The following is a 25,371-nucleotide window of genomic DNA, read 5'->3' on the forward strand; positions in this document are numbered from 1 at the left end:
CACCTCTGCGGCAGTCCTTCACGACCGGCCGTGCTAGACTTTGGCGAATATTCGAGGAGATTTCTCATGACTATTCGTCAACTTTTGGCGGTGCCGCTGGGCGGCTTGCTGTTGGCAGCGGCGCCTGCGGCCTGGAGCCAGCAGGCCGCGCCGGGGCAGGACAAGCCGGAAGCCCGGCAGCCGGCCAGGGCAACAGTAAAAGGCGAACCTTCCACCGCTGCGCGCAAGGCCACCGGGTTGCAGGAGCCGAAGAAGGATGGCCAGCCTGACCGCCGTGAGAAGGCGATGCAGGTGTCAGGCAGCCTGCAGAAAAAAACCAACGAAACGGCAAGCGCGGCCGCTTCCAACATGAAGTGAGCCCCGGGCTGTCCGGCCTTGATAGAATCATGCCTTGAACCTGTTTTTCGAGCTGGCATGAGCATTCAAACCGACAATTTCACCGAGCAGCGCATCATCGATGCGGCGCCATCTTCGCCCAACGAGGAGGCCATCGAGCGCGCCTTGCGTCCCAAGCATCTCGATGAATATGTCGGGCAGTCCAAGATCCGCGACCAGCTCGAAATCTTCATCTCGGCCGCCCGCAAGCGCAGCGAGGCGCTTGACCATACCTTGCTGTTCGGCCCCCCGGGCCTGGGCAAGACCACGCTGGCCAATATCATTGCGCGCGAAATGGGCGTTAACCTGCGCCAGACATCCGGCCCGGTGCTGGAGCGCCCGGGCGACCTGGCGGCGATCCTGACCAACCTGGAGGCGAATGACGTCCTGTTCATCGACGAGATCCATCGCCTGTCGCCGGTGGTCGAAGAAATCCTGTACCCGGCGCTGGAGGACTACCAGATCGACATCATGATCGGCGAAGGCCCGGCGGCGCGCAGCGTCAAGCTGGACCTGCAGCCTTTCACCCTGGTCGGCGCCACCACCCGCGCCGGCATGCTGACCAACCCGCTGCGCGACCGCTTCGGCATCGTGGCGCGGCTGGAGTTCTACACTACCGAGGAATTGGCAAGGATCGTCGCCCGCAGCGCGGCGCTGCTGAAGGCGAATATCGACGAAGGCGGCGCGCTGGAAATCGCGCGGCGCGCGCGCGGCACGCCGCGCATCGCCAACCGCCTGCTGCGCCGCGTGCGCGACTACGCGGAGGTGAAGGGCAACGGCGACATCACGCGCGAGCTGGCCGATGCGGCGCTGCGCATGCTCGACGTCGACCATGTGGGCTTTGACGTGATGGACCGCAAGCTGCTGGAAGCGGTGCTGTACAAATTCGGCGGTGGCCCGGTCGGCATCGGCAACCTGGCGGCTGCCATCGGCGAGGCCGCGGATACTATCGAGGACGTTTTGGAACCATACCTGATCCAGCAAGGCTTCCTGCAACGCACGCCGCGCGGGCGCGTCGCCACGGCGCAGGCCTACCAGCATTTCGGCGTGACCCCGCCGCGCAGCAACGCCACCGGAGACCTGTGGGATGCGTAAGCTCGCAGCGCTGGGCGCGGCGGCGTTGGCCGCGCAGATCGCATCGGCTGCCATGCCCGTGCAGGGCTACACGATCAAGGCAAGCTACCCGCACGATCCGCAAGCCTTCACCCAGGGCCTGTTCTTCAAGGACGGCTTCCTGTGGGAGAGTACCGGCCAGTATGGCGCGTCCTCCGTGCGCAAGGTGGAACTGGCCACCGGCAAGGTGCTGCAAAAGCGCGACCTGCCGGAGAAGGTGTTCGGCGAAGGCATTGCGCCGCATGGCGACAGCATTGTCGGCATCACCTGGATGAACCAGGCCGGCTACGTGATGGACCAGGGCAGCCTGTCCATCAAGGGCACCTTCAATTACCTGGGCGAAGGCTGGGGCATCACCAGCGACGGCGAGCGCCTCTACATGAGCGACGGCACGCCGGAAATCCGCGTGCTGGACCCGAAAACCTTCGGCGAGCAGCGCCGGATCAAGGTCACGGCCGACGGCCAGCCGCTGGCGCAGATCAATGAGCTGGAGTGGGTCGATGGGCAGATCTATGCCAATGTCTGGCAGACCGACCGCATCGCCCGCATCGACCCGTTCAGCGGCCATGTGCTGGGCTGGATCGACCTGTCCGGGCTGGCCGCTACCGCCAGGGCGGGCAGCGATGCCGACAATGTCCTGAACGGCATCGCCTACGACGCCAAGTCGCACCGCCTGTTCGTGACCGGCAAGCGCTGGCCGAAGCTGTTCGAAATCGTGCTGCGGCCACTAAAAAAATAGTAACTGTCGGTAGGCTTGCCTCATGGGATATTCCGCGCAAGAATAGGGTGAAAACTCAGCCTTGCGGAGGCTTGCCGTGCTCGCACGTTCCAGCAGCTTGTTCTGGAAGCTGTTCCTGCCAATCGCCTTGCTGCTGGCCGGGTGTGGTCTGGTCATTTCGGCATTATTGCCAATCCTGATCAGCGAGAACGCCGAGCGCGACGCTGTCGATTCGGCGCAGGCCACGGTGCGGCAATTCCTCATGCTGCGCAAGTACTACACTGAAAACGTGGCGGCGCGGGTGCTGGCGCAGACCGACATGCAGGTCGACCCGGACTATCGCAGCAAGGAAAACGCGATTCCGCTGCCGGCCACGATGATCCACGACCTGAGCGACCTGATGCAGGGCGGCGGCACGGTGGTCAAGCTTTACAGCCCCTTTCCTTTCCCGCAGCGGCGCGAGCGCGCCAGCGACCAGTTTGCGCGGGACGCCTGGACCTACCTGCAGAAGACTCCCGACGGCGTCTTCTCCCGCACTGAAACCCTGCACGGCCGCACGACGGTGCGCGTGGCGCTGGCCGACCGCATGAGCGCCGATGCCTGCGTTTCCTGCCATAACAGCCATCCGCAAAGTCCCAAGACCGACTGGAAGCTGGGCGATGTGCGTGGCGTGCTGGAGGTGGATTCCACGCGCGAGGCGGCCAGCGCCACCCGCGTCGTGAGCTGGGTGCTGATCGCATTCGGCTCCGTGCTGGTGCTGATGGCGGCGGCGCTGCGCGTGTTTTACCAGCGTAACGTGGCGCAGCCGCTGCACCGGGCGCTGGACTCGGCGCGCGCGCTGGCCGATTCGCGCGCCGGCCATGTGGCAGCTGTGCAGGCTGTCGCAAGCGGCAATCTCGATCACGGCTTGACGCCGGCGCCGCTGCCGCAGCTGGACCTGGCCGGCGTGGCGCACGATGAGGCGGGCGACCTGCTGCTGTCGGTAGCGGCGCTGGCCGAATCGCAGCGCAGCTTCGACGAGGCCTTCGCCAAAATGACCGAAGCGCTGCGCGCCAGCAAGCTGGCCGACCGTGCGCGCGACTGGCTCAAGTCGAGCCAGAATGAACTCAATATCGTGATGCGCGGCGAGCAGGAACTGGCGGTGCTCGGGCAGCGCCTCCTGGACTTCCTGGCGGAGCGCCTGGGGGCGCGGGTCGGGGCGCTGTACGTCGATGAAGCAGCGGGGGCGGGCATGTGCCTGCTGGCCGGCTATGGGCTGGCGCAGGAGCGCCATCCTGCACGCATTGCGCCGGGCGAGGGACTGGCGGGGCAGGCGATCCGCGACGGCAAGCGGATACTGGTCGACGCGGCGCCGCCCGGCTACCTGGAGATCGGCTCGGCCCTTGGCAGTGCGGAGCCGTCCTGCGTGCTGGTGCAGCCGCTGCAGCATGGGCGCAATATGGTGGGGGTGATCGAGCTGGGCGCCTTCAGGCACTTCAGCGATAACGAGCTGGCTTTTGTCGACCTGTGCGCGGAGGCGATCGCGATCGGGCTGGAGGTCAACATCACGCGCCATCGCACGCGCTCCTTGCTGGCGGAGACGGCGCAGCAGGCGGAGGAGTTGCGGGTGCAGCAGGAGGAGCTCCAGCAAAGCAATGCGGAGCTGGAGGAGCGCGCCGACCTGCTGGAGCGGCAGCGCGAGGAAATCCAGCGCGTCAGCGCTTACAAGAGCGAGTTCATGGCCAATATGTCGCACGAGTTGCGCACGCCCTTGAATTCCATGCTGATCCTGTCGGCGCTGCTGAAGGAAAACAAGGCGAACAACCTGAACGAACGGCAGCTTGAATATGCGGGAACCATCCACAATTCCGGGCGCGACCTGCTAAACCTGATCAACGATATCCTGGACCTGGCCAAGATGGAATCGGGCAAGGTGGAGCTGAACGTCGAGCCGGTGGAGCTGGCCGGCCTGTGCGACGACCTGCTGGCGCAGTTCCAGCCGCAGGCGGAGCAGAAGGGCCTGGTGCTGCGGATCGAGCGCCTGCCCGGCACGCCGGCAGCGGCAATGATGGATGGACAGCGCGTGCAGCAGGTACTGCGCAACCTGCTGGCCAATGCGCTCAAGTTCACGCACCAGGGCAGCGTGGCGTTGCGGATTTCCGTCGTGGGAGACCAGTTGTCGTTTGCGGTCAGCGACACGGGCATCGGCGTGCCGGCGGATAAGCAGGTGACGATCTTCGAAGCGTTCCGGCAGGCGGACGGCAGCATCAGCCGGCATTATGGCGGCACGGGGCTGGGCCTGTCGATTTCGCTGCAGCTCGCGCGCATCATGGGCGGGGCGCTGCACCTGCACAGCGTGGAGGGAGAAGGAAGCACGTTCACTTTCATGCTGCCGCTGCTGCCTGGGTCCGCCCCGGCAAGCGCCGGACCGGCAGCCGCTGCGCCGCCCGCCACGGCGCCGGGCGATGGCGTGCGCCGCATCCTGATCGTGGAAGACGATCCATTCTTCGCCAGCCTGCTGGCAGATTTCGTGCGCGCACGCGGCTACACGCCGCTGGTCGCGCCGGACGGGGAGCAGGGCCTGCAACTGGCACGGCACGAAGCGCCGCATGCCGTGCTGCTGGACGTGATGATGGCGCGCATGGATGGCTGGGAAGTGATGCGCGAGCTGCGCGCCGATCCCCGTACCAGCCACCTGCCGGTGCATTTCATCTCATGCCTTGACGAAATCCAGCGTGCGCGCGACCTGGGGGCGCTGGGCCTGCTGACCAAGCCGGCCAGTCCCGAACAGCTGTCGCAAGTATTCGAGACCATCGAGCAGGCCTGGGCCGGTGCGCTGAAGCGCGTGCTGGTGGTGGAAGACGACGAAAGCCAGTCAAGCAGCCTCGCCGCCCTGCTGGCGGGGCGCGACGTGGAAGTCGTGCGCTGCCTGTCCGGGCATGAAGCCATCGAGCTGCTGGCGCGAGGCCACTTCGACTGCATGGTACTGGACCTTGGCCTGCAAGACATGTCCGGCTACCAGGTGCTGGAGGCGATGCAGGCCACGCCCGGCATGCGCCACCTGCCGGTGGTGATTCACTCCGGCCAGGACCTGACGCGCGAACAGCTGCGCATGCTGAACCGCTACGCGCGCAGCGTGATCATCAAGGGCACGCACAGTCCCGAACGGCTGCTCAGCGAAGTGCAGTTGTTCCTGCACAGCGTGGAGCAGGGCGGCCATGCCACGCGGCAGGAGGCCCTGGCCCTGGCCGGCAGCAGGGTGCTGGTGGTGGACGACGACATGCGCAACCTGTTCTCCCTGGCCAGTCTGCTCGGCGACCGCGGGGTGGAAGTGCTGGAAGCGGAAAATGGCCAGGAAGCGCTCGACAGGCTGGCGTCGGAAGGAAGGGTGGACGCTGTGCTGATGGATATAATGATGCCGCAGATGGATGGTTACGAAGCGATGCGCCGCATCCGCGCCGATGCCCGCTTCAGGGATTTGCCTATCATCGCGATGACCGCCAAGGCGATGCCGGGCGATCACCAGCATTGCCTGGAGGCGGGAGCCAGCGATTACCTCGCCAAGCCGATCGATACCGCGCAGCTTTTGTCGCTGCTGCGGGTCTGGATTAGACGCTAGGGGAGCGCATGGAACTGAACATCCCGGTGCTGCTGGTCGACGACCGACAGGAGAACCTGACAGCGCTGGAAGCATTGCTGGAAGAGATGCCGCTGTCCCTGCACCTGGTGAAAGCCATGTCCGGCAACGAAGCCCTGCGCCAATCCCTCCGGCACGATTTTGCCGTGGTGCTGCTGGACGTGCAGATGCCGGAGATGGATGGCCTGGAAACGGCCGAACTGCTGCGCGCCAACCCCCGCACGCGCCACCTGCCCATCATCTTCGTTACCGCCGGCCTGCACGACCGCGTGCGCCAGTTCAAGGGCTATGAAATGGGCGCGGTGGATTTCCTCAACAAGCCGATCGAACCGGCCGTGCTGCGCAACAAGGTGGCCGTGCTGTGCGAGCTGTATGCGAAGGTGCAGGAGCGCACGCAAGCCCTGCACGAATCGGAGCGGCGCCTGCGCATGGTGATCGACAGCGCCTGCGAAGCCTTCATCGGCACCGACAACCAGGGCATGGTGACCGACTGGAACCATGCGGCGGAGGACCTGTTCGGGTGGCGCCGCCATGAAATGCTGGGCCAGCCCGCCGGCAAGGTGCTGTTGCCGGCGCAGGGTTGCAGCCAGCGCGCACGCCACCGCACCGGGCGCGAGTTCGACGTCGAGGTGTCGCAATGGCAGGTGCCGCAATCGCAGCCGCCCGCCTTTGCGGCGCTGGTGCGCGACATCACGCAGCGCAAGGAGGCGGAGGAAGCGCGCAGCTGCGAGCTGCGCCTGGCCCTGCAGCAGATCGTCGAGCAGGAAAAGATGGTGGCGCTGGGCAGCATCGTGGCCGGCGTGGCGCATGAATTGAACACGCCGGTCGGCAACCTGGTGCTGCTGGCATCGACCCTGCGCGACCGCGTGGATGAACTGGCCGGCAATGCCCTGGCGGGCAAGCTGACGCGTTCCTGCCTGGTGCAGTCGGCCGGCGATTGCCGCGAGGCGAGCGAGGTGCTGATCCGCAGCGCCGACCGCGCGCGCGAATTGATCGAGAGTTTCAAGAACGTGGCGGTGGACCAGACCAGCCAGCGCCGCCGCCGGTTCGACCTGCATACCTGCCTGCACGATATCCTGGTCACGCTGGGACGCATGATGCGGCAGGCGAATGTCACGGTGGAGCTGCAAGTGCCGCCCGGGGTGCTGATGGATTCCTATCCGGGACACCTGGAGCAGATCCTGAACAACCTGATCGTCAACTCCATCCTGCACGGGTTCGAGGGGCGCGGCTGCGGCAAGGTGTCGATCGCCGCCAGCGTGGCGGGCGACCATGTGCGGCTGGTCTACAGCGACGACGGCGTCGGCATCGCGCCTGAGCTGCAACAGAAAATCTTCGAGCCCTTCTTCTCCACCAAGGTCGGCGCCGGCGGTTCCGGCCTCGGCATGTACATCGTGAACAACCTGGTTTGCGGTGCGTTGCAAGGCAGCGTAAGCCTGACCAGTGCGCCGGGCCAGGGCGTGCGCTTCGAATTCCGGCTGCCGCTGACGGCCGGCTAGTCCAGCCCCCGCGCGGTGACCGGCAGCAGGGCGCCAGTCACGGCGGCCGAAGCGTCGGACAGCAGGAACAGCACCACCTCGGCCAGCGTTGCCGGAGCGACCCAGCGGCTGGTGTCGGCGTCCGGCATGGCCGCGCGGTTGGCCGGCGTGTCGATGATGCCGGGCAGGATGGCGTTGACCGTGACGCCGCGTGCGAGCAGTTCTTCGGCCATGGCTTCGGTCAGGCGGGCCACGCCGGATTTGGCGGCGGCGTAGGCGCCCATGCCGGCCTGGGCGCGGCTGGCGGCCATGGCGCCGATATTGACGATGCGGCCGCGTCCCTGGCGCAGGAGGTGCGGCAGCGCTGCCTGCGATGCCAGCAGAGTGGTGCGCACATTCATGGCGTACATGCGGTCCCAGGTTGCGATGTCGCCGTGCTCCACGGATTCCCAGGCAAAGCCGCCCGCCACGTTGACGATGCCATCGAGGCCGCCGAAGCGCTCGGCGACGCCGTCGATGCAGCGTTGTGCAGCATGCGGGTCGCACAGATCCACGCCGCCGCAGGCCAGTGCGCCTTGCAGCTGGCTGGCGTTCGCCGGGGCGTGGTCGACCAGGGCGACGCGAGCGCCGCCGGCCAGCAAGGCGCCGCCAACGGCGCGGCCAAGGACGCCGAAGCCGCCTGTCACCACTATCCCGGCCTTATTCATCGCTATAGCTCTTTCCGCCGAATTTCAGGGCGCTGTATTCGCGCTTCGACTGCAGCAGCGGGTAGAACATCTGCCTGTCCCAGCGCTCGGCGCCGAAAAGCTGGTCGTCGCGCAGCCCGTACTGGGCCGGGTAGCGGCGCGTGATGTGGGCGGTGCCGAACAGTACGTCCCAGAAGAACAGCAGGTTGCCGAAATTGCCCTTGTAATGGCCGATGCCGTCGGCGTTGGTGATGGCGTGGTGAGCGCGGTGGGTGGCCGGGGTGGAGATGGTGCGCTCCACGACCCACATCAAGGGCCGCAGCGCGCAAACCTTGTACAGCGGTTCATCCCAGGCCCAGGCGCAGTGGGCGCCGAGGATGACCGCCTGCTTGACCACGACGTAGGCGAAATACATCCAGCCGCAGCCCAGGTAGACCATGGCGCCGGCAAACCAGATGCCCGGCATCATCAGATAGTAGAAGAAGTTGTTGCGGTAGGTGATGCGGATGCTCATGTAAGAGGCCGAGTGGTGGGCGCGGTGCAGGGGCCACAGCAACGGCGAGTGCGAGATGCGGTGCCACCAGTACTGCGTCATGTCGTCGCCCACCAGCAGCAGGCCGGCCCAGGCCCACCAGGGCAGGCCGGCCCAGGCATCGCGCATGCCGGGCGCCAGCCACTGGCCCAGCGCGCTGGTGGCGAAGAGGATCAACGGCTGGGTAATCAGCAACAGGCTGACTGTCATGCCCACTTCGAGCGCTGTATCATTGGCGCTGGCGTGCACCGTGTCGCGGTAGCGGCGGCTGGCGAATTCCGCCAGGGCGAGGCCCGTGATCACCAGTGCGAGCAGCGTGTACATCATGGTGTTGTCCATATGGCTGGTCTCCTTTGGCAACCATGATGCAGGGCTGCGCCGGCGAAGATTGTTCAATTCCGGGCAATTCAGGATTTTTTTTGCATGCAGATATTCTTCAACAACCCCTGGTTCGCGCGATTGCCGGCGGCGCAGGCCAGCGCCTTGCTGGCGGTGACGCGCAGCGTGCGCCTGGAGCAAGGCGAGGTGCTCTACCTGCAGGGTGAGCGGACGTCCGGGGCGCAGGATGGGCTGTGGGGCGTGGTGCGCGGCGCGGTCCGGCTGTCGGTCATGCATGCGGACGGCAACGAGGCGATCGTGACCCTGGCTGAAGCGGGCAACTGGTTCGGCGAAACGGCCCTGCTGGCGGACTTGCCGCGCAGCGCCACGGCAACAGCGCAGGAGGACACGGAACTGCTGGCGGTCAGCGCGGAACGTTTTACGGCCCTGATGCAGGACGTGGTGTTTGCCAACGCCATGGCACGGCTGGAGGCGGAGCGGCTGCACGCCGCTTTCGGCCTGATCGCCGACATGGCGATGCACAGCACCCGCACCCGCCTGGCGCGGCGCCTGCTGATGATGGCGCATGGCGAGCTGACCCAGGCTGCCAGCGCGCGCACCACCATCGCCGCTTCACAGGACCAGATCGCGATGATGCTCGGCGTCGGGCGCACCACCCTGAACAAGGAATTGCAGGCGCTGGCCGGCTGCGGCGCGATCGGGCTGCGCTACGGCCAGATCGAGCTGCGCGACCTGGAAGCGCTGCGCGCGGCTGCGGCCTGAGGCTGCGCCAGCGGAGCCGCGCCGGCGGATCACTGGCGCGGCATTTCCGTGCCGGCCAGTTGCGCCAGGATTTCCCGCGCCGCCTGCAGCACGCGCTGGGCGCCGGGCGAGAGGGTGCGCCCGCGCAGGCGGATGGTGGCAATGTCGGCCCATAGCGGCGGCAGCGGCACCTGTACCTGTTCCAGCCGGCCTTCCGCGGCCGCCTCGGCCAGCGCCGCATGGCTGGAGATCAGCAGCAGATCGCTTTCGGCCACCACGTCGACCAGGGTATGCACGCTGTCGCAACTGAGCATGATGGGCAGGTCGCGCCCCGGCGGCAGGCGGAACAGCTTGTTCATCTGCGTCATCAGCACTTCGGGAATGGTGGGCGCCGCCATGCCATAGGGCAGCAGCTCGGGCGGGGTGACGTCGTCGCGCCCCAGCAGCGGGTGGCCGGGGCGGCAGTAGATGCCGCCGTACTGGCGGCATTCGTGGGTAATGATCAGGTCTTCGGCCGGCTCGATCAGGCGCACGTCGGACATGAAGAATTCCATTTCCTCGCCGCGCAGGTGGTCCAGCAGGTAGGTCGAGGTGTTGATGGTGACCGACAGGCTGATGCCCGGCTGGTCGGCGCGCACCTGGCGCAGCATGCGCGGCAGCAGGGCGCCCGAGTGCAGGGGGCCGATGCCGAAGGCCACATGGCCGCTGTCGCCATTTCGCAACAACGATAAATCGTGTTCCATGTTGCGTACATCAAACAACAAGCGGCGCGCGTGGTTGAAGAAGGCGGCGCCGGCCACCGTCACCGCCACGTTGCGGTTGCCGCGGTCGAACAGCAGGAATCCCAGTTCGTCCTCCAGGGTCTGCACGGCGCGCGACAGGGCGGGCTGGCTGATGCTGATCTTCTCGGCGGCCCGCACGAAATTGCCTTCGTCGGCCACCGCCAGGGCGTAGCGCAAGCGCTTGAAATCCATGGAAAACTCCTAGTATGCGGAATATGCATTGTGCGGATAAATACAATGCATTGGACGAATAGTAGTGTCAAACACATACTCGTTTCAAGACAGCGTTAAATAAAACGCGGCGCAACTGGAGACACTGTGATGAAAGTTCAGGAATTCGACCCTGCCGTCGTAGGACGCGGCTCGCCATCGCTGCTGGACAGGCTGGAAGTGCAGCGCGCGGCCTTCAATGCCGACATGGTGCCGCCGGCCGCCATCCGGCGCGAGCGGCTTGACCGCCTGCAGGCGCTGGTGGCCGACAACGAAGCGGCCATCCTGGAAGCGATCGATGCCGACTTTGGCGGGCGCGCGCGGCAGGAAATGGTGCTGACGGAGCTGTTCGTCGTGCTGTCGGCCATCCGCCAGCAGCGCCGCAAGCTGGGGCGCTGGATGCGGCCGCGCCGCGTGGCGACGCCGCTGCACATGCTGCCCGGCTCGAGCCGGATCATGCCGCAGCCGCTGGGTGTGATCGGCAATATCGTGCCGTGGAACTACCCCTGCCAACTGGCGCTGGTGCCGGCGGCTGCCGCCCTGGCGGCGGGCAATCGCGTGATGATCAAACCCAGCGAGCTGACGCCGGCCTTTTCGCGCCTGCTGGCGCAACTGGCGGCGCGTTATTTCACCCCGGCCGAGCTGGCCGTGGTCGAAGGCGGCGTTGAGGTCAGCCGCGATTTTGCGGCGCTGCCGTTCGACCATCTCATTTTTACCGGCTCCACCGCGGTAGGACGCCAGGTCGCTGTCGCCGCGGCGCACAACCTGACACCGGTGACGCTGGAACTGGGCGGCAAGTCGCCCGCCATCATCGACGAAAGCTGCGACCTGGCGCAGGCTGCGCCGCGCCTGGCTTTCGGCAAATTGTTCAACGCCGGCCAGACTTGCGTGGCGCCCGACTACGCGCTGGTGCCGCGCGCGCGCGTGGACGAATTCGTGCGCGAACTGAGCGCGGCGGCGGCGGCGATGTACCCGCAGTTTGCCGGCAACGAGCAGTACACCAGCATCATCAGCGAGCGTCATTTCCAGCGGCTGGAGAAGCTGGTGCGCGAGGCGGAAGAGCAGGGCGCGCGCGTGCTGCGGCTGGGCGGTACCGAAGCGGGGCAAGCGGGCGAGCGGCGCATGGCGCCAGTGCTGCTGCTGGACGTCACGTCCGAGATGGCGGTCATGCGCGAAGAGATCTTCGGCCCGCTGCTGCCGGTGCTGCCCTACGACACGCTGCAGCAAGCCATCGCCTTCATCAACCAGCGCGAGCGCCCGCTGGCGCTGTACTGGTTCGGCAAGGAGCGCCGCAACTGCACCAAGGTGCTGCGCTCGACCATCTCGGGCGGGGTCACCGTCAACGACGCGCTGTGGCATGCGGCGCAGGAAAACCTGCCGTTCGGCGGCGTCGGCGCCAGCGGCACGGGCGCCTATCACGGCGAGCATGGCTTCCTCGCGTTCTCCAAGCAGAAGCCGATCTACCGGCAGGCGCGCCTGAACGGCTTCGGCCTGTTCCGCCCTCCGTATGGCCGCGTCTTCGACACGCTGGCCGGTTTCCTGAAACGCCATATGTAATGGATTAGCGTATGCAAGCCTTGATGCAGGATCAGCCGCTGCTGATTTCCTCGATGATCGAGCACGCGCGCCGCGTGCACCCGCGCGCCGAGATTGTCTCGCGCACTTGTGAAGGCACGCTGCACCGCAGCAGTTACGGCGAAGTGGAACGGCGCGCGCGGCGCATTGCCAATGCGCTGCTGGCGCTGGGCGTGGGCATGGGCGACCGGGTCGGCACGCTGGCCTGGAACACGCATCGCCACATGGAGCTGTACTTTGGCGTGTCGGGCATGGGTGCGGTGCTGAACACCATCAACCCGCGCCTGTTCCCGGAACAGGTGGAGTACATTCTCAATCACGCGCAGGACCAGGTGCTGTTCTTCGACACTACCTTCGCGCCCTTGGTGGCCGCGCTGGCGCCGAAGCTGGCAGGTGTGAAGGCATTCGTCTGCATGACCGACCGCGCGCATATGCCCGCCGGCCTGCCGGCGGGAACGCTGTGCTACGAGGAGCTGGTGGAAGGCGCCAGCGATGATTACGCCTGGCCGCAGTTCGACGAACGCACGGCGTCGGCGCTGTGCTACACCTCCGGCACCACCGGCAACCCGAAAGGGGTGCTGTACTCGCACCGCTCGGCCTACCTGCACTCGATGGGCCTGTGCGCTGCGGGCAGTGCAGCCATTTCGCACCGCGACAGCTGCCTGGTGGTGGTGCCGCTGTTCCATGTGAACGCCTGGGGCATGCCGTACGCCGGCGCCATGAGCGGCGCCAAGCTGGTGCTGCCCGGGCCAGCGCTGGACGGCAAGAGCATCTACGACTTGCTGCGCGACGAGCGCGTGACGATGGCGCTGGGCGTGCCGACCGTCTGGCTAGGCTTGCTCAACCATATCGACAGCGAAGCGCGGCCGGCGCTGCAGGAGCTATGCCTGGAGCGCATGCTGTGCGGCGGCTCGGCGATCCCGCCGGTGATGTTCACGCGCTGCCGCAACACGCTGGGGGCGACCCTGATGCAGGCCTGGGGCATGACGGAGATGTCGCCGCTGGGCACCGTGTGCTCGCTGTTGCAATCGCACGACAAGGCCAGCGAGGAAGAAAAGCTGCGCGTGCAGGCGCGCCAGGGCCGGCCGGTGTGCGGCGTGGAGCTGGCGCTGAAGGACGAAGCGGGCCGGCGCCTGCCGCACGACGGCGTGGCGACGGGGCGCCTGATGGTGCGCGGGCCGTGGATCCTGTCGGCCTATTACGGCAGCGATGCCTCGGTGCTGGACGAGGAAGGCTACTTCGATACCGGCGACATCGCCAACATCGACCGCGATGGCTATCTTCAGATAACCGACCGCGCCAAGGACGTGATCAAGTCCGGCGGCGAATGGATTTCATCGATCGATGTCGAGAACGCAGTGATGGGCCATCCCGATGTGATGGCTGCCGCGGTGATCGGCATCCCGCATGAAAAATGGCAGGAACGCCCGTTGCTGGTGGTCGTTCCCCGCCATGGCAGTTCCCCCACACGCGATGAAGTGTTAGGCTACCTTGCCAGCCGCGTAGCCAAGTGGTGGCTTCCCGACGACGTGGTTTTTGTCAGCGAGCTTCCGTATTCCGCCAACGGCAAAGTGCAGAAGATGAAGTTGCGTGAGGAGTTCAAGCAGTTAAATAAGCCTGTATAAGAAGCTGTAAAAACCATTAGGAGACACTAGGATGACGAGGAAGTACAACCGTATCATGGCGCTCGCCGTGGCGGCGGCGCTGGCAACCCCACTGGCGCACGCAGATACCTTCACCACCGACAATGGACTGGAAGGACGCTGGTCCCTGAACATGTCGGTCGGCACCAGCATCCGGATGAAGGATGCAGACAAGAACCTGATCTCTGTACCCAATGGCGGCACGGCGGGCGCCGGCGCCGACGACGGCAACCTGAACTTCAAGAAGCACGATGCCTATTCCACCGTCGGCAAGCTGACAGGCGAACTGGAACTGAAAGGCGATACCTACGGCATGTTCGTGCGCAGCTTCGCGTGGTACGACCGCGTCCTGAAAGGCAAGGAGATGCCGCACGGGCATTTCAACAACGGCTACAAGCAGAACGGAGAACTGAGCGACACCGGCTTCGACCAGCTGTCCACCTTCGACGGCGTGGCGCTGGCCGACGCCTATGTGTTCGCCAACTGGGACCTGGGCGGCAAGGCGCTGAGCGCCAAGCTGGGCAACCAGGTGATCAACTGGGGCGAATCGCTGTTCGTGCCGGGCATTAACGCCATGGGCGCCTTCGATACCAGCGCCGCGCGCCGCCCGGGCGCGCAGGTCAAGGAAGTCCTGCGTCCGCAGCCGGCCCTGATGGCTAACCTGGGCCTGGGCAACGGCGTGTCGGTGGAGGCCTTCTACAACCTGGGCTGGCGCCAGAACGTGGTCGACGGCTGCGGCACCTACTGGTCGGCGGCCGATTCGCTCAACTGCAACAACGGCACCGTGCTGTTTGGCGACGGCACCAAGCTGAACGACCAGGGCCAGTACAACGGCGCGCCGTTCCTGGCCGCGCTGCCTGCTGCGCTGGACCCGGTGCTGGCCTCGCTCGGCCTGTCGCGCAGCATGCCGCTCAACTTCCGCATGACCACCGCGGAAAAGATCAAGCCGAAGAAGTCCGGCCAGTTCGGCGTGTCGAGCCACTACTTTGCCGACGCCATTGCCACCGACTTCGGCGTCTATTTCGCGCGCTACCACAGCCACTCGCCGATCGTCTCGGTGGTCAAGCAGCCGTCGGCGCTGCCGTCGGTATGGTCGGGCCGCCTGGCGCAACTGGTCAAGGCCGTGCCGTCGCTGGCGCCGGCACTGGGCACGCTGGGCGTGCTGCCGGCCGGGAATATCGTGTGGGACTACAGCGGCGAGAACGTGAAGACCCTGGGCCTGTCGGCAGCCACCGAAGTGGGCGGCTTCTCGCTGTTTGGCGAAGTGTCGCGCACCAAGGACATCCCGGTGCAGATCAACGCGATCGACCTGCTGGTCGGCACTGCGCTGGGCATCGGCCCGCAGGCCAAGCTGGCGGTCATTGCGCGCAACCCGGCGGTGCCGACCGGCACCGTGATCCACGGCTATGACCGCAAGGACAAGACGCAGGCGCAGGTGTCGTTCATCCGCCAGATCCCGCAAGTGCTGGGCGCCGATTCGCTGACCCTGCTGGGCGAAGTGGCGGGCCAGAAGTGGAGCGGCATCGGCGACCCGAACACCAGCACCCGCTACGTGCGCGGCTTCATGTACAACTTCGGCCCGACCGCGGCGCTGGGCGGCACTTGCGGGCCGGCCGGCATCCAGCCCAATGCCTCCTACTGCGAGAACGAAGGCTATGCCACCAGCAGCGCCTGGGGATATCGCCTGTCGGCCGAAATGCTGTTTCCGAACGTGGTGGCCGGCGTCAACTTCAAGCCGCGCCTGTACTTCGCGCATGACGTGAAGGGTTATGCGGCCGACAACCTGTTCGTCGAAGACCGCCAGACCCGCAGCGTGGGCCTGCGCGCGGACTACAACAACCGCTACTACGCCGACATCAGCTATACCAGCTATAACAAGAGCGCCAAGTACGACCAGTTCCACGACCGCGACAACATGCAGTTCGTGATCGGCGCCAACTTCTAATAAAGACACAGGAGACATGTAGATGAAGATGATGAAGCAAAGCTTGCTGGCCGCAGCGCTGGCGTGCATCGCGGGCAGCGCCCTGGCCGGCCTGCCGCAGGCGGAAGCAGACCGCCTGGGCAAGGACCTGACGCCGGTCGGCGCGGAGAAGGAAGGCAACAAGGCCGGCACCATCCCGGCCTGGACCGGCGGCATCACCAAGGCGCCGGCCGGCTTCGACAGCAAGAACGGCTACGCCGACCCGCTGCCGAACGAAGCGCCCCAGTACACCATCACGGCCGCCAACATGGACAAGTACAAGGACATGCTGGCGCCGGGGCAGATGGAGATGCTGAAGCGCTACCCGAGCTACAAGATGAATGTCTACAAGAGCTACCGCACGGCAGGCTACCCGCAGGCGGTGTACGACAACATCAAGGCCGAAGCGACGAAGGCCGAGCTGACCGGCGGCGGCAACGGCGTGACCGGCACCGCCAAGACCACGGTGCCGTTCCCGATCCCGAAAACCGGCGTCGAGGTGATCTGGAACCACCTGATGCGCTACCGCGGCGGCACCATCGAGCGCTACACCGCCGAATTCCCGGTGCAGACCAACGGCGCCTTCACGCCGGTGACCCGCACCGAGAAGGTGGCCTTCGCCCAGGGCATGCCCAACCCCGAGCCTAACCGCCTGGTGTACTACATGGCGACCCTGACCGGCCCGTCCTCGGTGGCCGGCGACGCGCTGCTGGTGGTGGACCCGATGGACCAGGTGAAGGAATCGCGCCTGGCCTGGACCTACAATCCTGGCCAGCGCCGCGTGCTGCGCGCGCCGAACGTGGCCTACGACTCGCCGGGGCAGGGCGCGGACGGCTTGCGCACCACCGACGACTACGACGGCTTCAACGGCGCGCCCGACCGCTACGACTGGAAGCTGGTGGGCAAGAAGGAGATGCTGGTCTCCTACAACAACTACAAGATCACCAACAAGGCGATCAAGTATGCCGACATCGTCCGCCCCGGCCATATCAACCAGGACTTCGTGCGCTACGAGCCGCACCGCGTGTGGGTAGTGGAAGCGACCCTGAAGAAGGACAAGCGCCACATCTACGCCAAGCGCGTGTTCTACGTGGACGAGGATAGCTGGGAAGTGCTGCACACCGATTCCTACGACGGCCGCGGCGAACTGTGGCGCGTGCACGAAATCGGCGGCATCCAGTACTACGATGCGCTGACCCACTACTTCGCCTACGAAGTGTTCTACGACCTGCAGGCACGCCGCTACCTGCTCTCCGGCATCTCCAACCAGGAGAAGCCGATCAAATTTGGCGTCAAGCTCGATCCGTCGAACTTCACGCCAGATACGCTGCGCCGCTCTTCCAACTAAGGACGGCGTAGCGGGTTTGGGGGTGTCTCTTCGGGCGCTTGCGTTCACAGGGAGCGCTGCGCCCATTTTTTCGCAGGTAGAGCATGAATATAGTATTGAAACAGGCCGCTGCTGCGCTGCTGGGCGCATTGGCGGTGGCGCCGGCCGTGGCGCGCGATCCGCTGCAGACGCCGGCGCGCATGTCGGCGCGGGCGCCGAAAGCCATGCTGACGGCCATGGCGCTGGCCGGCCAGCGCACGGTGGCGGTGGGCGAGCGCGGCATCATCCTGGTGCGCGATGGCGGCGCCAATGCGCCATGGCAGCAGGCGAAAGTACCGGTGTCGGTCACCTTGACCAGCGTGGCGTTTGCCGATGCTTCCAACGGCTGGGCCGTCGGGCAGGATGGGGTGATCCTTTCCACCAATGACGGCGGGGCGCAATGGAGCACCCGCTTTGACGGCAACCAGGCCAATGCACTGATGCTGGCCGATGCCAAGGCGGCAGTCGAGAAGGCGCAGGCGGCCGGGGCGGGAGCGGGCAAGGCGGCGCTCGCCGATGCCGAGAACGCGCTGGGCGATATCGAAGCGGCGGCCAAGTTCGGCCCGTCGCGCCCTTTGCTGGGCGTATGGTTCCGCGATGCCAGGACCGGCTACGCGGTGGGCGCATACGGCCAGGCTTTCCGTACCACGGACGGCGGGGCACACTGGAATTCCATGGGCGCGGGCCTGCCCAATCCTGAAGGCTTGCATTACAACGCGATTGCGGGCGGGCCTGGCAATGTGTTGGCCATCGCGGGCGAGGGCGGCTACGTGTACCGCTCGGCCGACGGCGGCGCAAGCTGGCAGCGTATCGAGACCGGCTACGGCGGCCAGCTGTACGGCGTGATCTTCACCGGCCGCAGCGTGCTCGCTTACGGCTTTGGCGGCCATGTGTTCCGCAGCGAAGATGGCGGCGCCACCTGGCGCGAAACGCCGGCCGTGACGAAGAAGAGCCTGGTGGGCGGCGCCCTGCAGGGCAACAGCATCGTGCTCGCGGCACAAGATGGCGCGCTGCTGCGCAGCGACGACGATGGCGTGAGCTTCCGCGTTATGCGCCAGGGCGATGCGGTGCCGACGGCCGGCATGCTGGCTGTGAATGGCACGGTGCTGCTGTCCGGCGTGGGTGGTGTGCGGGAGGCGGCGAAATGAAGCGCGAAGACGAAAAATCCTGCAAGGTGGCCGAGGAAGGACACCAGCGCTTCACCTCCGTCGAGCACTGGCTGGAGCCGCGCCTGTTCAAGCACCGCCTTGTGATCATGGTGGCTTTCCTGCTGGCGTCGGTGCTGTTTGCCTGGCAGGCGGCGCTGCTGAAACCGGACGCCAGCTTCCAGAAGATGGTGCCGGCCACCCACCCCTTCATCGCCAACTACCTGAAGTACGAGAACGAGTTGCGCCCGCTGGGCAACAACATCCGCATCGCGGTGGAGGCGACCAAGGGCGACATCTACAGCAAGGAGTATCTCGATACGCTGAAGGCGGTGACCGACGAAGTGTTCTACATCCCCGGCGTGGACCGCGGCAACCTGAAGTCCCTGTGGACGCCGAACGTGCAGTGGATGGAAGTCACCGAGACGGGCTTGAACAGCGGCCAGATCATCCCGCAGGGCTTCGACGGTTCGCCGGCCATGCTGGACGAGGTGCGGGCAAACGTGGCGCGTTCGGGGCGCATCGGCAGCCTGGTGGCGGCGGACCAGAAATCCACCATCGTGCAGGTGCCGCTGCTGGAGATCGATCCGGACAAGGGCACCAAGCTCGATTACGGCCTGTTCTCCGAGCGCCTGGAAAAGCTGGTGCGCGACAAGTACGAAGCACAGGGCGTGAAGATCCACATCGTCGGCTTTGCCAAGGTGGTGGGCGACCTGATTCACGGCGCCAAGGCGATCGGCCTGTTCTTCGCGATCACCTTTGCCATGACGGTGGCGCTGCTGCTGTGGTATTCGCACTGCTGGAAGTCGACCCTGGTGACGGTGTTCTGCTGCTCGCTGGCGGTAATCTGGCAGCTTGGCATCGTGCGGCTACTGGGCTTCGGGCTCGATCCGTATTCGATCCTGGTGCCGTTCCTGACCTTTGCCATCGGCGTCTCGCACGCGGTGCAGAACATCAACACCATGGCCAGCGAGCGCCTGTCCGGCAAGTCGGCCACCGAGGCTGCCAAGCAGACTTTCCGCCAGCTGTTCATTCCCGGCACCATTGCGCTGCTGTGCGATGCGGTGGGCTTTTCGACCCTGCTGGTGATCGAGATCGGCGTGATCCGCGAGCTGGCGATTTCGGCCTCGGTGGGCGTGGCGGTGATCGTGCTGACCAAGATGTTCCTGCTGCCGGTGCTGATGTCCTACGTGGGCGTGACCGATGCCTGCCTGCGCAACCAGGCCCGGAAGGCCAAGCGCAAGCACCGCTTCATGCGCATGCTGTCGCGCATTGCGGAGCCCAAGTACGCCAAGCTGGCGGTGCTGGGCGCAGTGGCGGTGTTTGCCACAGCGTTTGCGCTGAACCGCGACCTGAAGATCGGCGACCTCGATCCGGGCGCGCCGGAGCTGCGCGCCGACTCGCGCTACAACCGCGACAACGCCTACATCACCGGCCATTACTCGACCAGCTCGGACGTGTTCGTGGTGATGGTAAAGACGCCGGCCGGCGAGTGCGGTGCCTACCCGACTGCCGAAGTGGTGGACCGCTTCCAGTGGGAGATGGAGAACGTGCCGGGCGTGGAGTCGACCACTTCGCTGTTCACGGTGCAGAAGCGGATCATCTCCAACGTCAATGGCGGCAGCCTGAAATGGCAGGCGCTGTCGCGCAATCGCTTCGTGTCCAATTCGGCGCAGCGCATGATTCCGTCCGAGTTGTACAGCAACGACTGCTCGATGCTGCCGGTGCTGGTGTTCCTGGCCGACCACAAGGCCGACACGCTGACGCGGGTGGTGCAGGCGGCGCAGGCGTTCGCCAAAGAGAACAACACGCCGCAGGCGGAATTCATCCTGGCGGCCGGCAATTCGGGCATCGAGGCGGCCACCAATATCGTGATCAAGCAGGCCGAGATCACCATGCTGGTGCTGGTGTACGCCATCGTGGCGCTGCTGGTGTGGTGGGAGTTCCGCTCGCTGCGCGTAACCATCTGCATAATGGTGCCGCTGTATATCACGTCCGCGCTGTGCGAGGCCATCATGGCGCGCCTGGGGCTGGGGGTGAAGGTGGCGACCTTGCCGGTGATTGCGCTGGGGATCGGGATTGGCGTCGATTACGGCATCTACATCTACAACCGGCTGCAGTGCTTCCTTGACCGCGGCATGGAGCTGAAGGAGGCTTACTTCGAGACGCTGAAGACGACCGGCGTGGCGGTGGCGCTGACTGGCGTGACGCTGGCGCTGGGCGTGCTGACCTGGGCCTGGTCCGACATCAAGTTCCAGGCCGATATGGGCCTGCTGCTGATGTTCATGTTCCTGTGGAATATGGTGGGGGCGATTGTGATGATTCCGGCGCTGGCGTCGTTGCTGTTGCCTAAGCGCTAAACCCGGTAAGTCGGGGTCTGACCCGCAGGGTCAGACCCCCTACGGTCTTTGGGCGGATGGTTTTGGTTGTGCGTCCTTGATCTTCGTCGAAAGTCAACAGCGCACAACCGAAACCGACGGCAGTGGAGCAGACAGGGTCTGACCCTATGGGTCTGACCCTGGTTTACCGGTTTACTCCTGGCGCTCCCAAGTCTGCGACCGGCCCAGCATCGGAATACCGATATACCCGCGCACTTTCAGCTTCTTGCCGCCATCGGCAACTTCCAGCTTGCTCTTATAAACCTTGCCGTTGTTCGGGTCGAGAATCTCGCCGCCGTTGTATTCGCTGCCGTCCTTCTTCAGGCCGGACACGATCACCATGCCGACAATCGGCTTGTCCTTGCGCGCATCGGTGCACTTGTCGCACACCGGATTCTGTTCTTCCGCCGGGCCGCGGTACAGTTTTTCGATCTTGCCCTGCAGGGCGCCGTTTTCCTCGGTGATGCGGATCAGGGCCTTCGGCTTGCCGCTGACGTCATCGATGTTCTTCCACAGGCCGACAGGAGAGGGATCTTGGGCAAATGCCGGAGCGGCAGCCAGCAAGGCTGCCGCAGCCAGCGCCACTGTGCGGGTTAGGCGCATGGGGGTGTCTCTTATTTAGATTTGGGGAAAATCAGTGTAGCAAAGGACCCGGCAGGGCACCGTACGGTCATGCTATTTTTTTTGGAGGGAAGACTCTAGAAAATTGAAAGTCGGGGTCAGGTCTGGCAATCCGCCACATTTTTCGCATCGCGGAAAATGTGGCGGATTGCCAGACCTGACCCCGACTTTTAAATCAGGACTTGAAGTTGCCGTCGTTGCGCGGAAGGGGGCTGCTGCACGAGGCCGGGGTGCTGAACTCGCGGTTGCCGGAGGCGGTGGCCTGGCTGCCTTCCCAGGTCGCCGTGCTGCCGTTCCATTTGACGTATTTGTACTGGATGGCGCTGGCCGCTGGCAGCGTGACGGTGCCGCTCCACGGTACGTTGGCGCCGCTGCCCTGGATCGCCAGCGCAAAGCCGCTGGCCGGTGCCCAGTTGCCAAGGCGTGTGTCGTTGCCGACCACGTACAGGTTCTGCCCCATGACGGTATTGGCGTTGGCGATGGTGAAGGTGACCTGGCAGGACGATGCCGCCGTGGTGGTCACTGCCAGCGCGGCGCTGGCTGCCGAAACGTTGCCGGCGGCGTCGATCGCCTTGACGGTGTAGCTGTAGCTGGTGGCGGGGGCCGCTGTGCTGTCGACGTAGCCGGTGCCGGTGGCGGTGCCGAGCAGGCTGCCGTTGCGGTAGACGTAGTAGCCGGACACGCCGGCGTTGTCGGTGGCGGCGCTCCAGGCCAGGCTGACGCTGGTGGCGCCCACCGCGCTGGCGGCCAGGCCGTCCGGGGCGCTGGGCGGCGTGCTGTCGACATTGCACGGGTTGCTGCTGCTGGTGACGGCGCCGCCGGCCACGCTGGACAGGCCGGTGCCCAGTGCGTAGTTCTTGCCGCCGTTGTTGTCCCAGCTGCCGCTGCCGTTGTTGAACACGGCCTGCCAGCTGCTGGCTGAACCGAGGCTGGCGGTGTAGGACAGCCAGCCGCTGCAGGCCGCGGCCATCGGCACGCCAGGCACCGCGGTCCAGGCACCACCGGTCGGGCTGTAGTGGATGTTGGCGCTGTTCCAGCCGCTGGGCAGGCGGTAGTAGACGGTGGCGATATTGCCGGCGGCCGTGGTGAGCGTGCGGGCGGCGGAAGCCGGGCCGGTATTGCCGGCGGCATCCTGCGCCTTGATGGTGTAGCTGTAGCTGGTCGACGGTGCCAGCCCGCTGTCGGTGTAGCTGGTGGCGGCGGTGGCGCCGACCTGGCTGCCGTTGCGCAGCACCAGGTATTGCGCGACGCCGTAGTTGTCGCCGGCGGCGGCCCAGGACAGGGTGGCGGCTACCTGCGTGATGGCCGATGCCGTCGGCTGGCCCGGGGCGGTCGGTGCCTGCGTGTCGGCGGCCAGCGTGGTGACGGCCAGCGCCGGGCTGGCGGCGGACTGGTTGCCGGCGGCGTCGATGGCGCTTACCGTGTAGCTGTAGGCCGTGGCGGGCGCCAGGCCGCTGTCGCTGAAGGCGGTGCCGGTGGGCGAGCCGGCCAGCACGCCGTTGCGGAATACCTTGTAGCCGGTGACGCTGATATTGTCGCTGGCCGCGCTCCAGGCCAGGCTTACCGAGCGGTCGGTCAACTGGCTGCCGGCCGGCTGGCCGGGTGCGCTGGGCGGCGTGCTGTCGATCGTCAGGAAGGGATAGACGCCGTTGACGGTGCCGTTGATGTCTTCCGTGTAGCCGGAGCCGGTGGCCACGGCGCGGTAGCGGCCGGCGCCGACGAACACTTGCTGGATCTCCGAGCGCGTGACGTTGCCCAGCGTGTCGGTCATCTCGACGTAGTAGTCCAGCAGCTGGGTGCGGTAGCCCGGGATATAGGCGTAATACAGGTCGCCGCTGTCCTGCGCCGGCAGGGCGGCGATGGTGTCGCGCGTGGTGGGAATCCAGGCCACGCCGTTCATGTCCGGCTGCAGCTCGCGCACCTGCATCGTCACGTCCTGCCAGGCGCCCACATTGGCCGGGTTGATCGAGAGGCCGGGCTGGCCGGCCAGGGCGGCCGGATCGTACACCTTGTACGTGTCGTCGGCCGCGTCGATATTGTTGCTGGCGTGGACCCGCACCTTGACCTTGGCGCTGGCGATGCCCGACACGTCGTGGCCGTAGGTGTAGACGGCGAAGTCATTGCTGTAATGCTGCACGGTCCAGCCTTCGGCCTTGGAGGCGTTGACCGAACCGGGGTTGTAGGGATAGCGCTGCGGCCACCACACGGAAGGGCCGGTGCGGTCTTGCGCCAGGTGCGCCTGCACATACGGGCGCGAGAAGGCCAATGAGTTGTTGAAGGCCAGGGTCGGCTTGACCGAGTCGTCCTTGTTCTCGTCGTAGTAGCCGAAGCCGGAGTCCATGGCAGGCAGCAGGAAGTACCAGGCCAGTTCGGCCGGGTTGGCGCCGCTGGCGTAGTCGTTGGCGGCATCGCCCTTGACCGGGTAGGACAGCATCCACGGGTTGAGCTGGTTGCCGGCGTGCGTGACCTGCTTGTCCAGCGCGGTGCTGGGCGACCAGTGGTTGGGGTGGCCGTCCAGCCAGATCTGCTCGGCGGTCTTGGCGTAGTTGAGGGCGGCTTGCAGCAGGGCGAAATTGCGCTCCAGGTAGTGCCAGCCGTATTCGAAGGACACGGTGGCGCCTTCCTGCTGCCCTTTCAGGTTGGTCTTGGGCGCCAGGTTGTTGCCGGTGACTCGGTTGAAGTCGGCGAACTGGCCTTTCCAGATCAGGAAGGGCAGGTGCCAGTGGTACCAGGTGGGGTCGGACGAAGAGTCGCGCGTGTCGATCCAGGAGCCGTCCTGCACGTGCTGCACGTCGCTGTCGGGAATCGGCTTGGCGCGCAGGTATTCGTCGATGCCGAGGCAGTAGCCGTTGCCGCTGCAGGTGGTCGAGTGGCCGGCTTGCCAGGTGCTGAGCGCGCCGGCGCGGCCGCCGGAATTGTCGCCGTCGTGCGCCACCACGAAGAACTGGCGCGCTTCCAGGCTGGTGTAGGGGGCCAGCTCGTCGACCGTGACCGCGCCTTCCCAGCCTTCCAGCCAGGAGCCGTTCTGGCTGACAGGGATGCCGGCCAGGCGCGTGACGGCGCCAGTGGCGGGGTCGACGTGGCGCACCCAGTGCGGGGTGGAGGCGAACGGGAATTTGTTGACCACCACTTGCTGCTCGTGGGCCATATTGGCGGCCACCCAGCTGCCGCTAGCGGAGGTGTTGCGCAAGTCGGCGCGGTTGGGCGGGGACGTCAGCGTGTCGCCGCTGGCGTCAACGCTGGCGTAGGGGTAGTCCTTCAGCGTGCGCGAAAAATGGTTGTTGCCGATGACCGACCACTGCACGCCCAACTTGGCCAGGCTCGGGATCAGGCGCTCCGAAAATCCCAGTTCGGTAGGGAAGAAGCCCTTGGAGGCGACGAAGCCGTTGCCGAGGAAGTAGGGCTGGGCTAGCGTGGCGTTCTGGTAGACCAGGTCTTTCAGGAAGTAGTCGGGGCCTACCAGTGGGCCCATGCTGTGGTGGCCGGTGAAGTGCACGGTGTCGAGCGTGCGGTAGTTGTTGGCGGTCTTCAGCGAGTTCCAGGTATTGAGCCAGGATGCGCCCCAGTTGCTGTTGCTGTAGCCGGGAACGTTCTGCGCGCTGGCGAGGCTTTGCACGTTGTTGATGACGGCGCCGGACATGGTGACGTGGACCTGGCCCTTGCCGCCGGACCAGCTTTGCATCTCGTTGGCCACCTGCATCGGCCAGTACTGGTAGGCGCCGGTCTTGGCGTCCGGCGTGTAGTAGGCCACCAGGTCGTCGTGCGGCATGATGGCGCCACCCAGCGAGGCAGGCAGGTAGTAGCTGTAGCCTGCTGGCGGATTGTTTTTCAGCTTGATCACGTCAGCGTCATAGGTGTAGCGCACTGGCGCGCCGACGGGCGTGGCGTTGTACTTGGCCAGGGGATCGACGGCGTAGAAGGGCCAGAAGTTCGGCATGTGGTTGTGGTACACGTGGGCGGCCGGGATGGTGCCGGCGCCGGCGTGGCTGGCGGCGAACAAGGCCGCGAGGACGGCGGCCAGGGGTTTCAAACGCGATTGCATGCACATCTCCTTTCACAGGTTGGAACTGCGGAACGGGTGCGCAAGGGC

The 25,371-nt window shown here is 65.8% G+C and carries 17 protein-coding genes; 12 read left to right on the plus strand and 5 right to left on the minus strand.

Going from position 1 to position 25,371, the window contains the following annotated elements; genetic code table 11:
- Positions 1-66 precede the first annotated feature (66 nt).
- The 5 genes from ACN9MY_RS06955 to ACN9MY_RS06975 all read left to right on the plus strand — a co-directional run bounded on the left by ACN9MY_RS06955 (position 67) and on the right by ACN9MY_RS06975 (position 7,321).
- Positions 67-357: a hypothetical protein gene (locus ACN9MY_RS06955; RefSeq protein ID WP_426168890.1), complete on the plus strand. Its 291-nt coding sequence runs from the start codon at positions 67-69 to the stop codon at positions 355-357.
- A 57-nt stretch (positions 358-414) separates the two neighbouring features.
- Entirely contained in the window at positions 415-1,470 is a 1,056-nt protein-coding gene (gene ruvB, locus ACN9MY_RS06960) for a Holliday junction branch migration DNA helicase RuvB (protein ID WP_426168893.1), read from the plus strand.
- Positions 1,463-2,227 (plus strand): glutaminyl-peptide cyclotransferase, encoded by a 765-nt coding sequence (locus tag ACN9MY_RS06965; RefSeq protein WP_426168896.1) that lies wholly within the window; start codon positions 1,463-1,465, stop codon positions 2,225-2,227. Before ruvB ends, ACN9MY_RS06965 begins: the two co-directional genes overlap by 8 nt.
- A gap of 76 nt (positions 2,228-2,303) precedes the next feature.
- Complete coding sequence (locus tag ACN9MY_RS06970) at positions 2,304-5,804, plus strand: response regulator (protein WP_426321321.1); 3,501 nt, start codon at positions 2,304-2,306, stop codon at positions 5,802-5,804.
- An 8-nt stretch (positions 5,805-5,812) separates the two neighbouring features.
- Positions 5,813-7,321: an ATP-binding protein gene (locus ACN9MY_RS06975; RefSeq protein ID WP_426321323.1), complete on the plus strand. Its 1,509-nt coding sequence runs from the start codon at positions 5,813-5,815 to the stop codon at positions 7,319-7,321.
- On the opposite strand, the gene ACN9MY_RS06980 is transcribed toward ACN9MY_RS06975, so the two are convergent.
- Together ACN9MY_RS06980 and ACN9MY_RS06985 are read right to left on the minus strand one after the other, a co-directional pair.
- Entirely contained in the window at positions 7,318-8,007 is a 690-nt protein-coding gene (locus tag ACN9MY_RS06980; protein WP_426321325.1) for an SDR family NAD(P)-dependent oxidoreductase, read from the minus strand. The genes ACN9MY_RS06975 and ACN9MY_RS06980 overlap by 4 nt on opposite strands.
- Entirely contained in the window at positions 8,000-8,857 is an 858-nt protein-coding gene (locus ACN9MY_RS06985; RefSeq protein WP_426321327.1) for a sterol desaturase family protein, read from the minus strand. The genes ACN9MY_RS06980 and ACN9MY_RS06985 overlap by 8 nt, the downstream gene beginning before the upstream one ends.
- Positions 8,858-8,941: 84 nt before the next feature.
- Between ACN9MY_RS06985 and ACN9MY_RS06990 the strand changes: the two genes are divergently transcribed.
- The gene (locus ACN9MY_RS06990) at positions 8,942-9,619 is read left to right on the plus strand and encodes a Crp/Fnr family transcriptional regulator (protein WP_426321329.1); all 678 of its coding nucleotides are present in this window, start codon (positions 8,942-8,944) and stop codon (positions 9,617-9,619) included.
- Positions 9,620-9,648: 29 nt separating this feature from the next.
- On the opposite strand, the gene ACN9MY_RS06995 is transcribed toward ACN9MY_RS06990, so the two are convergent.
- Complete coding sequence (locus ACN9MY_RS06995) at positions 9,649-10,572, minus strand: LysR family transcriptional regulator (protein ID WP_426168913.1); 924 nt, start codon at positions 10,570-10,572, stop codon at positions 9,649-9,651.
- A 129-nt stretch (positions 10,573-10,701) separates the two neighbouring features.
- Here ACN9MY_RS06995 and ACN9MY_RS07000 point away from each other — a divergent pair, with 129 nt between their 5' ends.
- The 6 genes from ACN9MY_RS07000 (at position 10,702) to ACN9MY_RS07025 (ending at position 20,642) form a co-directional block, all read left to right on the plus strand.
- A complete protein-coding gene (locus ACN9MY_RS07000; RefSeq protein ID WP_426168915.1) occupies positions 10,702-12,147 on the plus strand; it encodes a coniferyl aldehyde dehydrogenase in 1,446 nt (481 codons plus the stop codon).
- An 11-nt stretch (positions 12,148-12,158) separates the two neighbouring features.
- Positions 12,159-13,790: a long-chain-fatty-acid--CoA ligase gene (locus ACN9MY_RS07005; protein WP_426168917.1), complete on the plus strand. Its 1,632-nt coding sequence runs from the start codon at positions 12,159-12,161 to the stop codon at positions 13,788-13,790.
- Positions 13,791-13,821: 31 nt separating this feature from the next.
- Positions 13,822-15,753 carry a DUF1302 domain-containing protein gene (locus ACN9MY_RS07010; RefSeq protein ID WP_426168920.1) on the plus strand — a complete coding sequence of 644 codons (1,932 nt, stop codon included), beginning with the start codon at positions 13,822-13,824 and terminating at the stop codon, positions 15,751-15,753.
- Between the two features lie 22 nt (positions 15,754-15,775).
- Positions 15,776-17,119 carry a DUF1329 domain-containing protein gene (locus tag ACN9MY_RS07015; RefSeq protein WP_426168923.1) on the plus strand — a complete coding sequence of 448 codons (1,344 nt, stop codon included), beginning with the start codon at positions 15,776-15,778 and terminating at the stop codon, positions 17,117-17,119.
- Between the two features lie 83 nt (positions 17,120-17,202).
- Positions 17,203-18,285, plus strand: a complete 1,083-nt coding sequence (locus ACN9MY_RS07020) for a WD40/YVTN/BNR-like repeat-containing protein (RefSeq protein WP_426321332.1) — start codon at positions 17,203-17,205, stop codon at positions 18,283-18,285.
- Complete coding sequence (locus ACN9MY_RS07025; protein WP_426321334.1) at positions 18,282-20,642, plus strand: efflux RND transporter permease subunit; 2,361 nt, start codon at positions 18,282-18,284, stop codon at positions 20,640-20,642. The genes ACN9MY_RS07020 and ACN9MY_RS07025 overlap by 4 nt, the downstream gene beginning before the upstream one ends.
- Positions 20,643-20,813: 171 nt before the next feature.
- On the opposite strand, the gene ACN9MY_RS07030 is transcribed toward ACN9MY_RS07025, so the two are convergent.
- Positions 20,814-21,263, minus strand: coding sequence for a DUF2147 domain-containing protein (locus ACN9MY_RS07030; protein WP_426168931.1), 450 nt, complete (start codon positions 21,261-21,263; stop codon positions 20,814-20,816).
- Positions 21,264-21,456: 193 nt separating this feature from the next.
- Positions 21,457-25,323 (minus strand): carbohydrate binding domain-containing protein, encoded by a 3,867-nt coding sequence (locus ACN9MY_RS07035; RefSeq protein WP_426321336.1) that lies wholly within the window; start codon positions 25,321-25,323, stop codon positions 21,457-21,459.
- Between the last annotated feature and the right edge of the window lie 48 nt (positions 25,324-25,371).

The sequence above is a fragment of the Pseudoduganella sp. R-31 genome (assembly GCF_049913235.1).
Classification (GTDB): domain Bacteria; phylum Pseudomonadota; class Gammaproteobacteria; order Burkholderiales; family Burkholderiaceae_D; genus Rugamonas.

Coding starts and splice junctions, on each gene's coding strand:
- ACN9MY_RS06995 (WP_426168913.1), bottom strand. CDS start 10,572: ATGGATTTCAAGCGCTTGCGCTACGCCCTGGCGGTGGCCGACGAAGGC.
- ACN9MY_RS07030 (WP_426168931.1), bottom strand. CDS start 21,263: ATGCGCCTAACCCGCACAGTGGCGCTGGCTGCGGCAGCCTTGCTGGCT.
- ACN9MY_RS06990 (WP_426321329.1), top strand. CDS start 8,942: ATGCAGATATTCTTCAACAACCCCTGGTTCGCGCGATTGCCGGCGGCG.
- ACN9MY_RS07000 (WP_426168915.1), top strand. CDS start 10,702: ATGAAAGTTCAGGAATTCGACCCTGCCGTCGTAGGACGCGGCTCGCCA.
- ACN9MY_RS06980 (WP_426321325.1), bottom strand. CDS start 8,007: ATGAATAAGGCCGGGATAGTGGTGACAGGCGGCTTCGGCGTCCTTGGC.
- ACN9MY_RS06975 (WP_426321323.1), top strand. CDS start 5,813: ATGGAACTGAACATCCCGGTGCTGCTGGTCGACGACCGACAGGAGAAC.
- ACN9MY_RS07010 (WP_426168920.1), top strand. CDS start 13,822: ATGACGAGGAAGTACAACCGTATCATGGCGCTCGCCGTGGCGGCGGCG.
- ACN9MY_RS07035 (WP_426321336.1), bottom strand. CDS start 25,323: ATGCAATCGCGTTTGAAACCCCTGGCCGCCGTCCTCGCGGCCTTGTTC.
- ACN9MY_RS06985 (WP_426321327.1), bottom strand. CDS start 8,857: ATGGACAACACCATGATGTACACGCTGCTCGCACTGGTGATCACGGGC.
- ACN9MY_RS07015 (WP_426168923.1), top strand. CDS start 15,776: ATGAAGATGATGAAGCAAAGCTTGCTGGCCGCAGCGCTGGCGTGCATC.
- ACN9MY_RS07020 (WP_426321332.1), top strand. CDS start 17,203: ATGAATATAGTATTGAAACAGGCCGCTGCTGCGCTGCTGGGCGCATTG.
- ACN9MY_RS07025 (WP_426321334.1), top strand. CDS start 18,282: ATGAAGCGCGAAGACGAAAAATCCTGCAAGGTGGCCGAGGAAGGACAC.
- ACN9MY_RS06955 (WP_426168890.1), top strand. CDS start 67: ATGACTATTCGTCAACTTTTGGCGGTGCCGCTGGGCGGCTTGCTGTTG.
- ACN9MY_RS07005 (WP_426168917.1), top strand. CDS start 12,159: ATGCAAGCCTTGATGCAGGATCAGCCGCTGCTGATTTCCTCGATGATC.
- ruvB (WP_426168893.1), top strand. CDS start 415: ATGAGCATTCAAACCGACAATTTCACCGAGCAGCGCATCATCGATGCG.
- ACN9MY_RS06965 (WP_426168896.1), top strand. CDS start 1,463: ATGCGTAAGCTCGCAGCGCTGGGCGCGGCGGCGTTGGCCGCGCAGATC.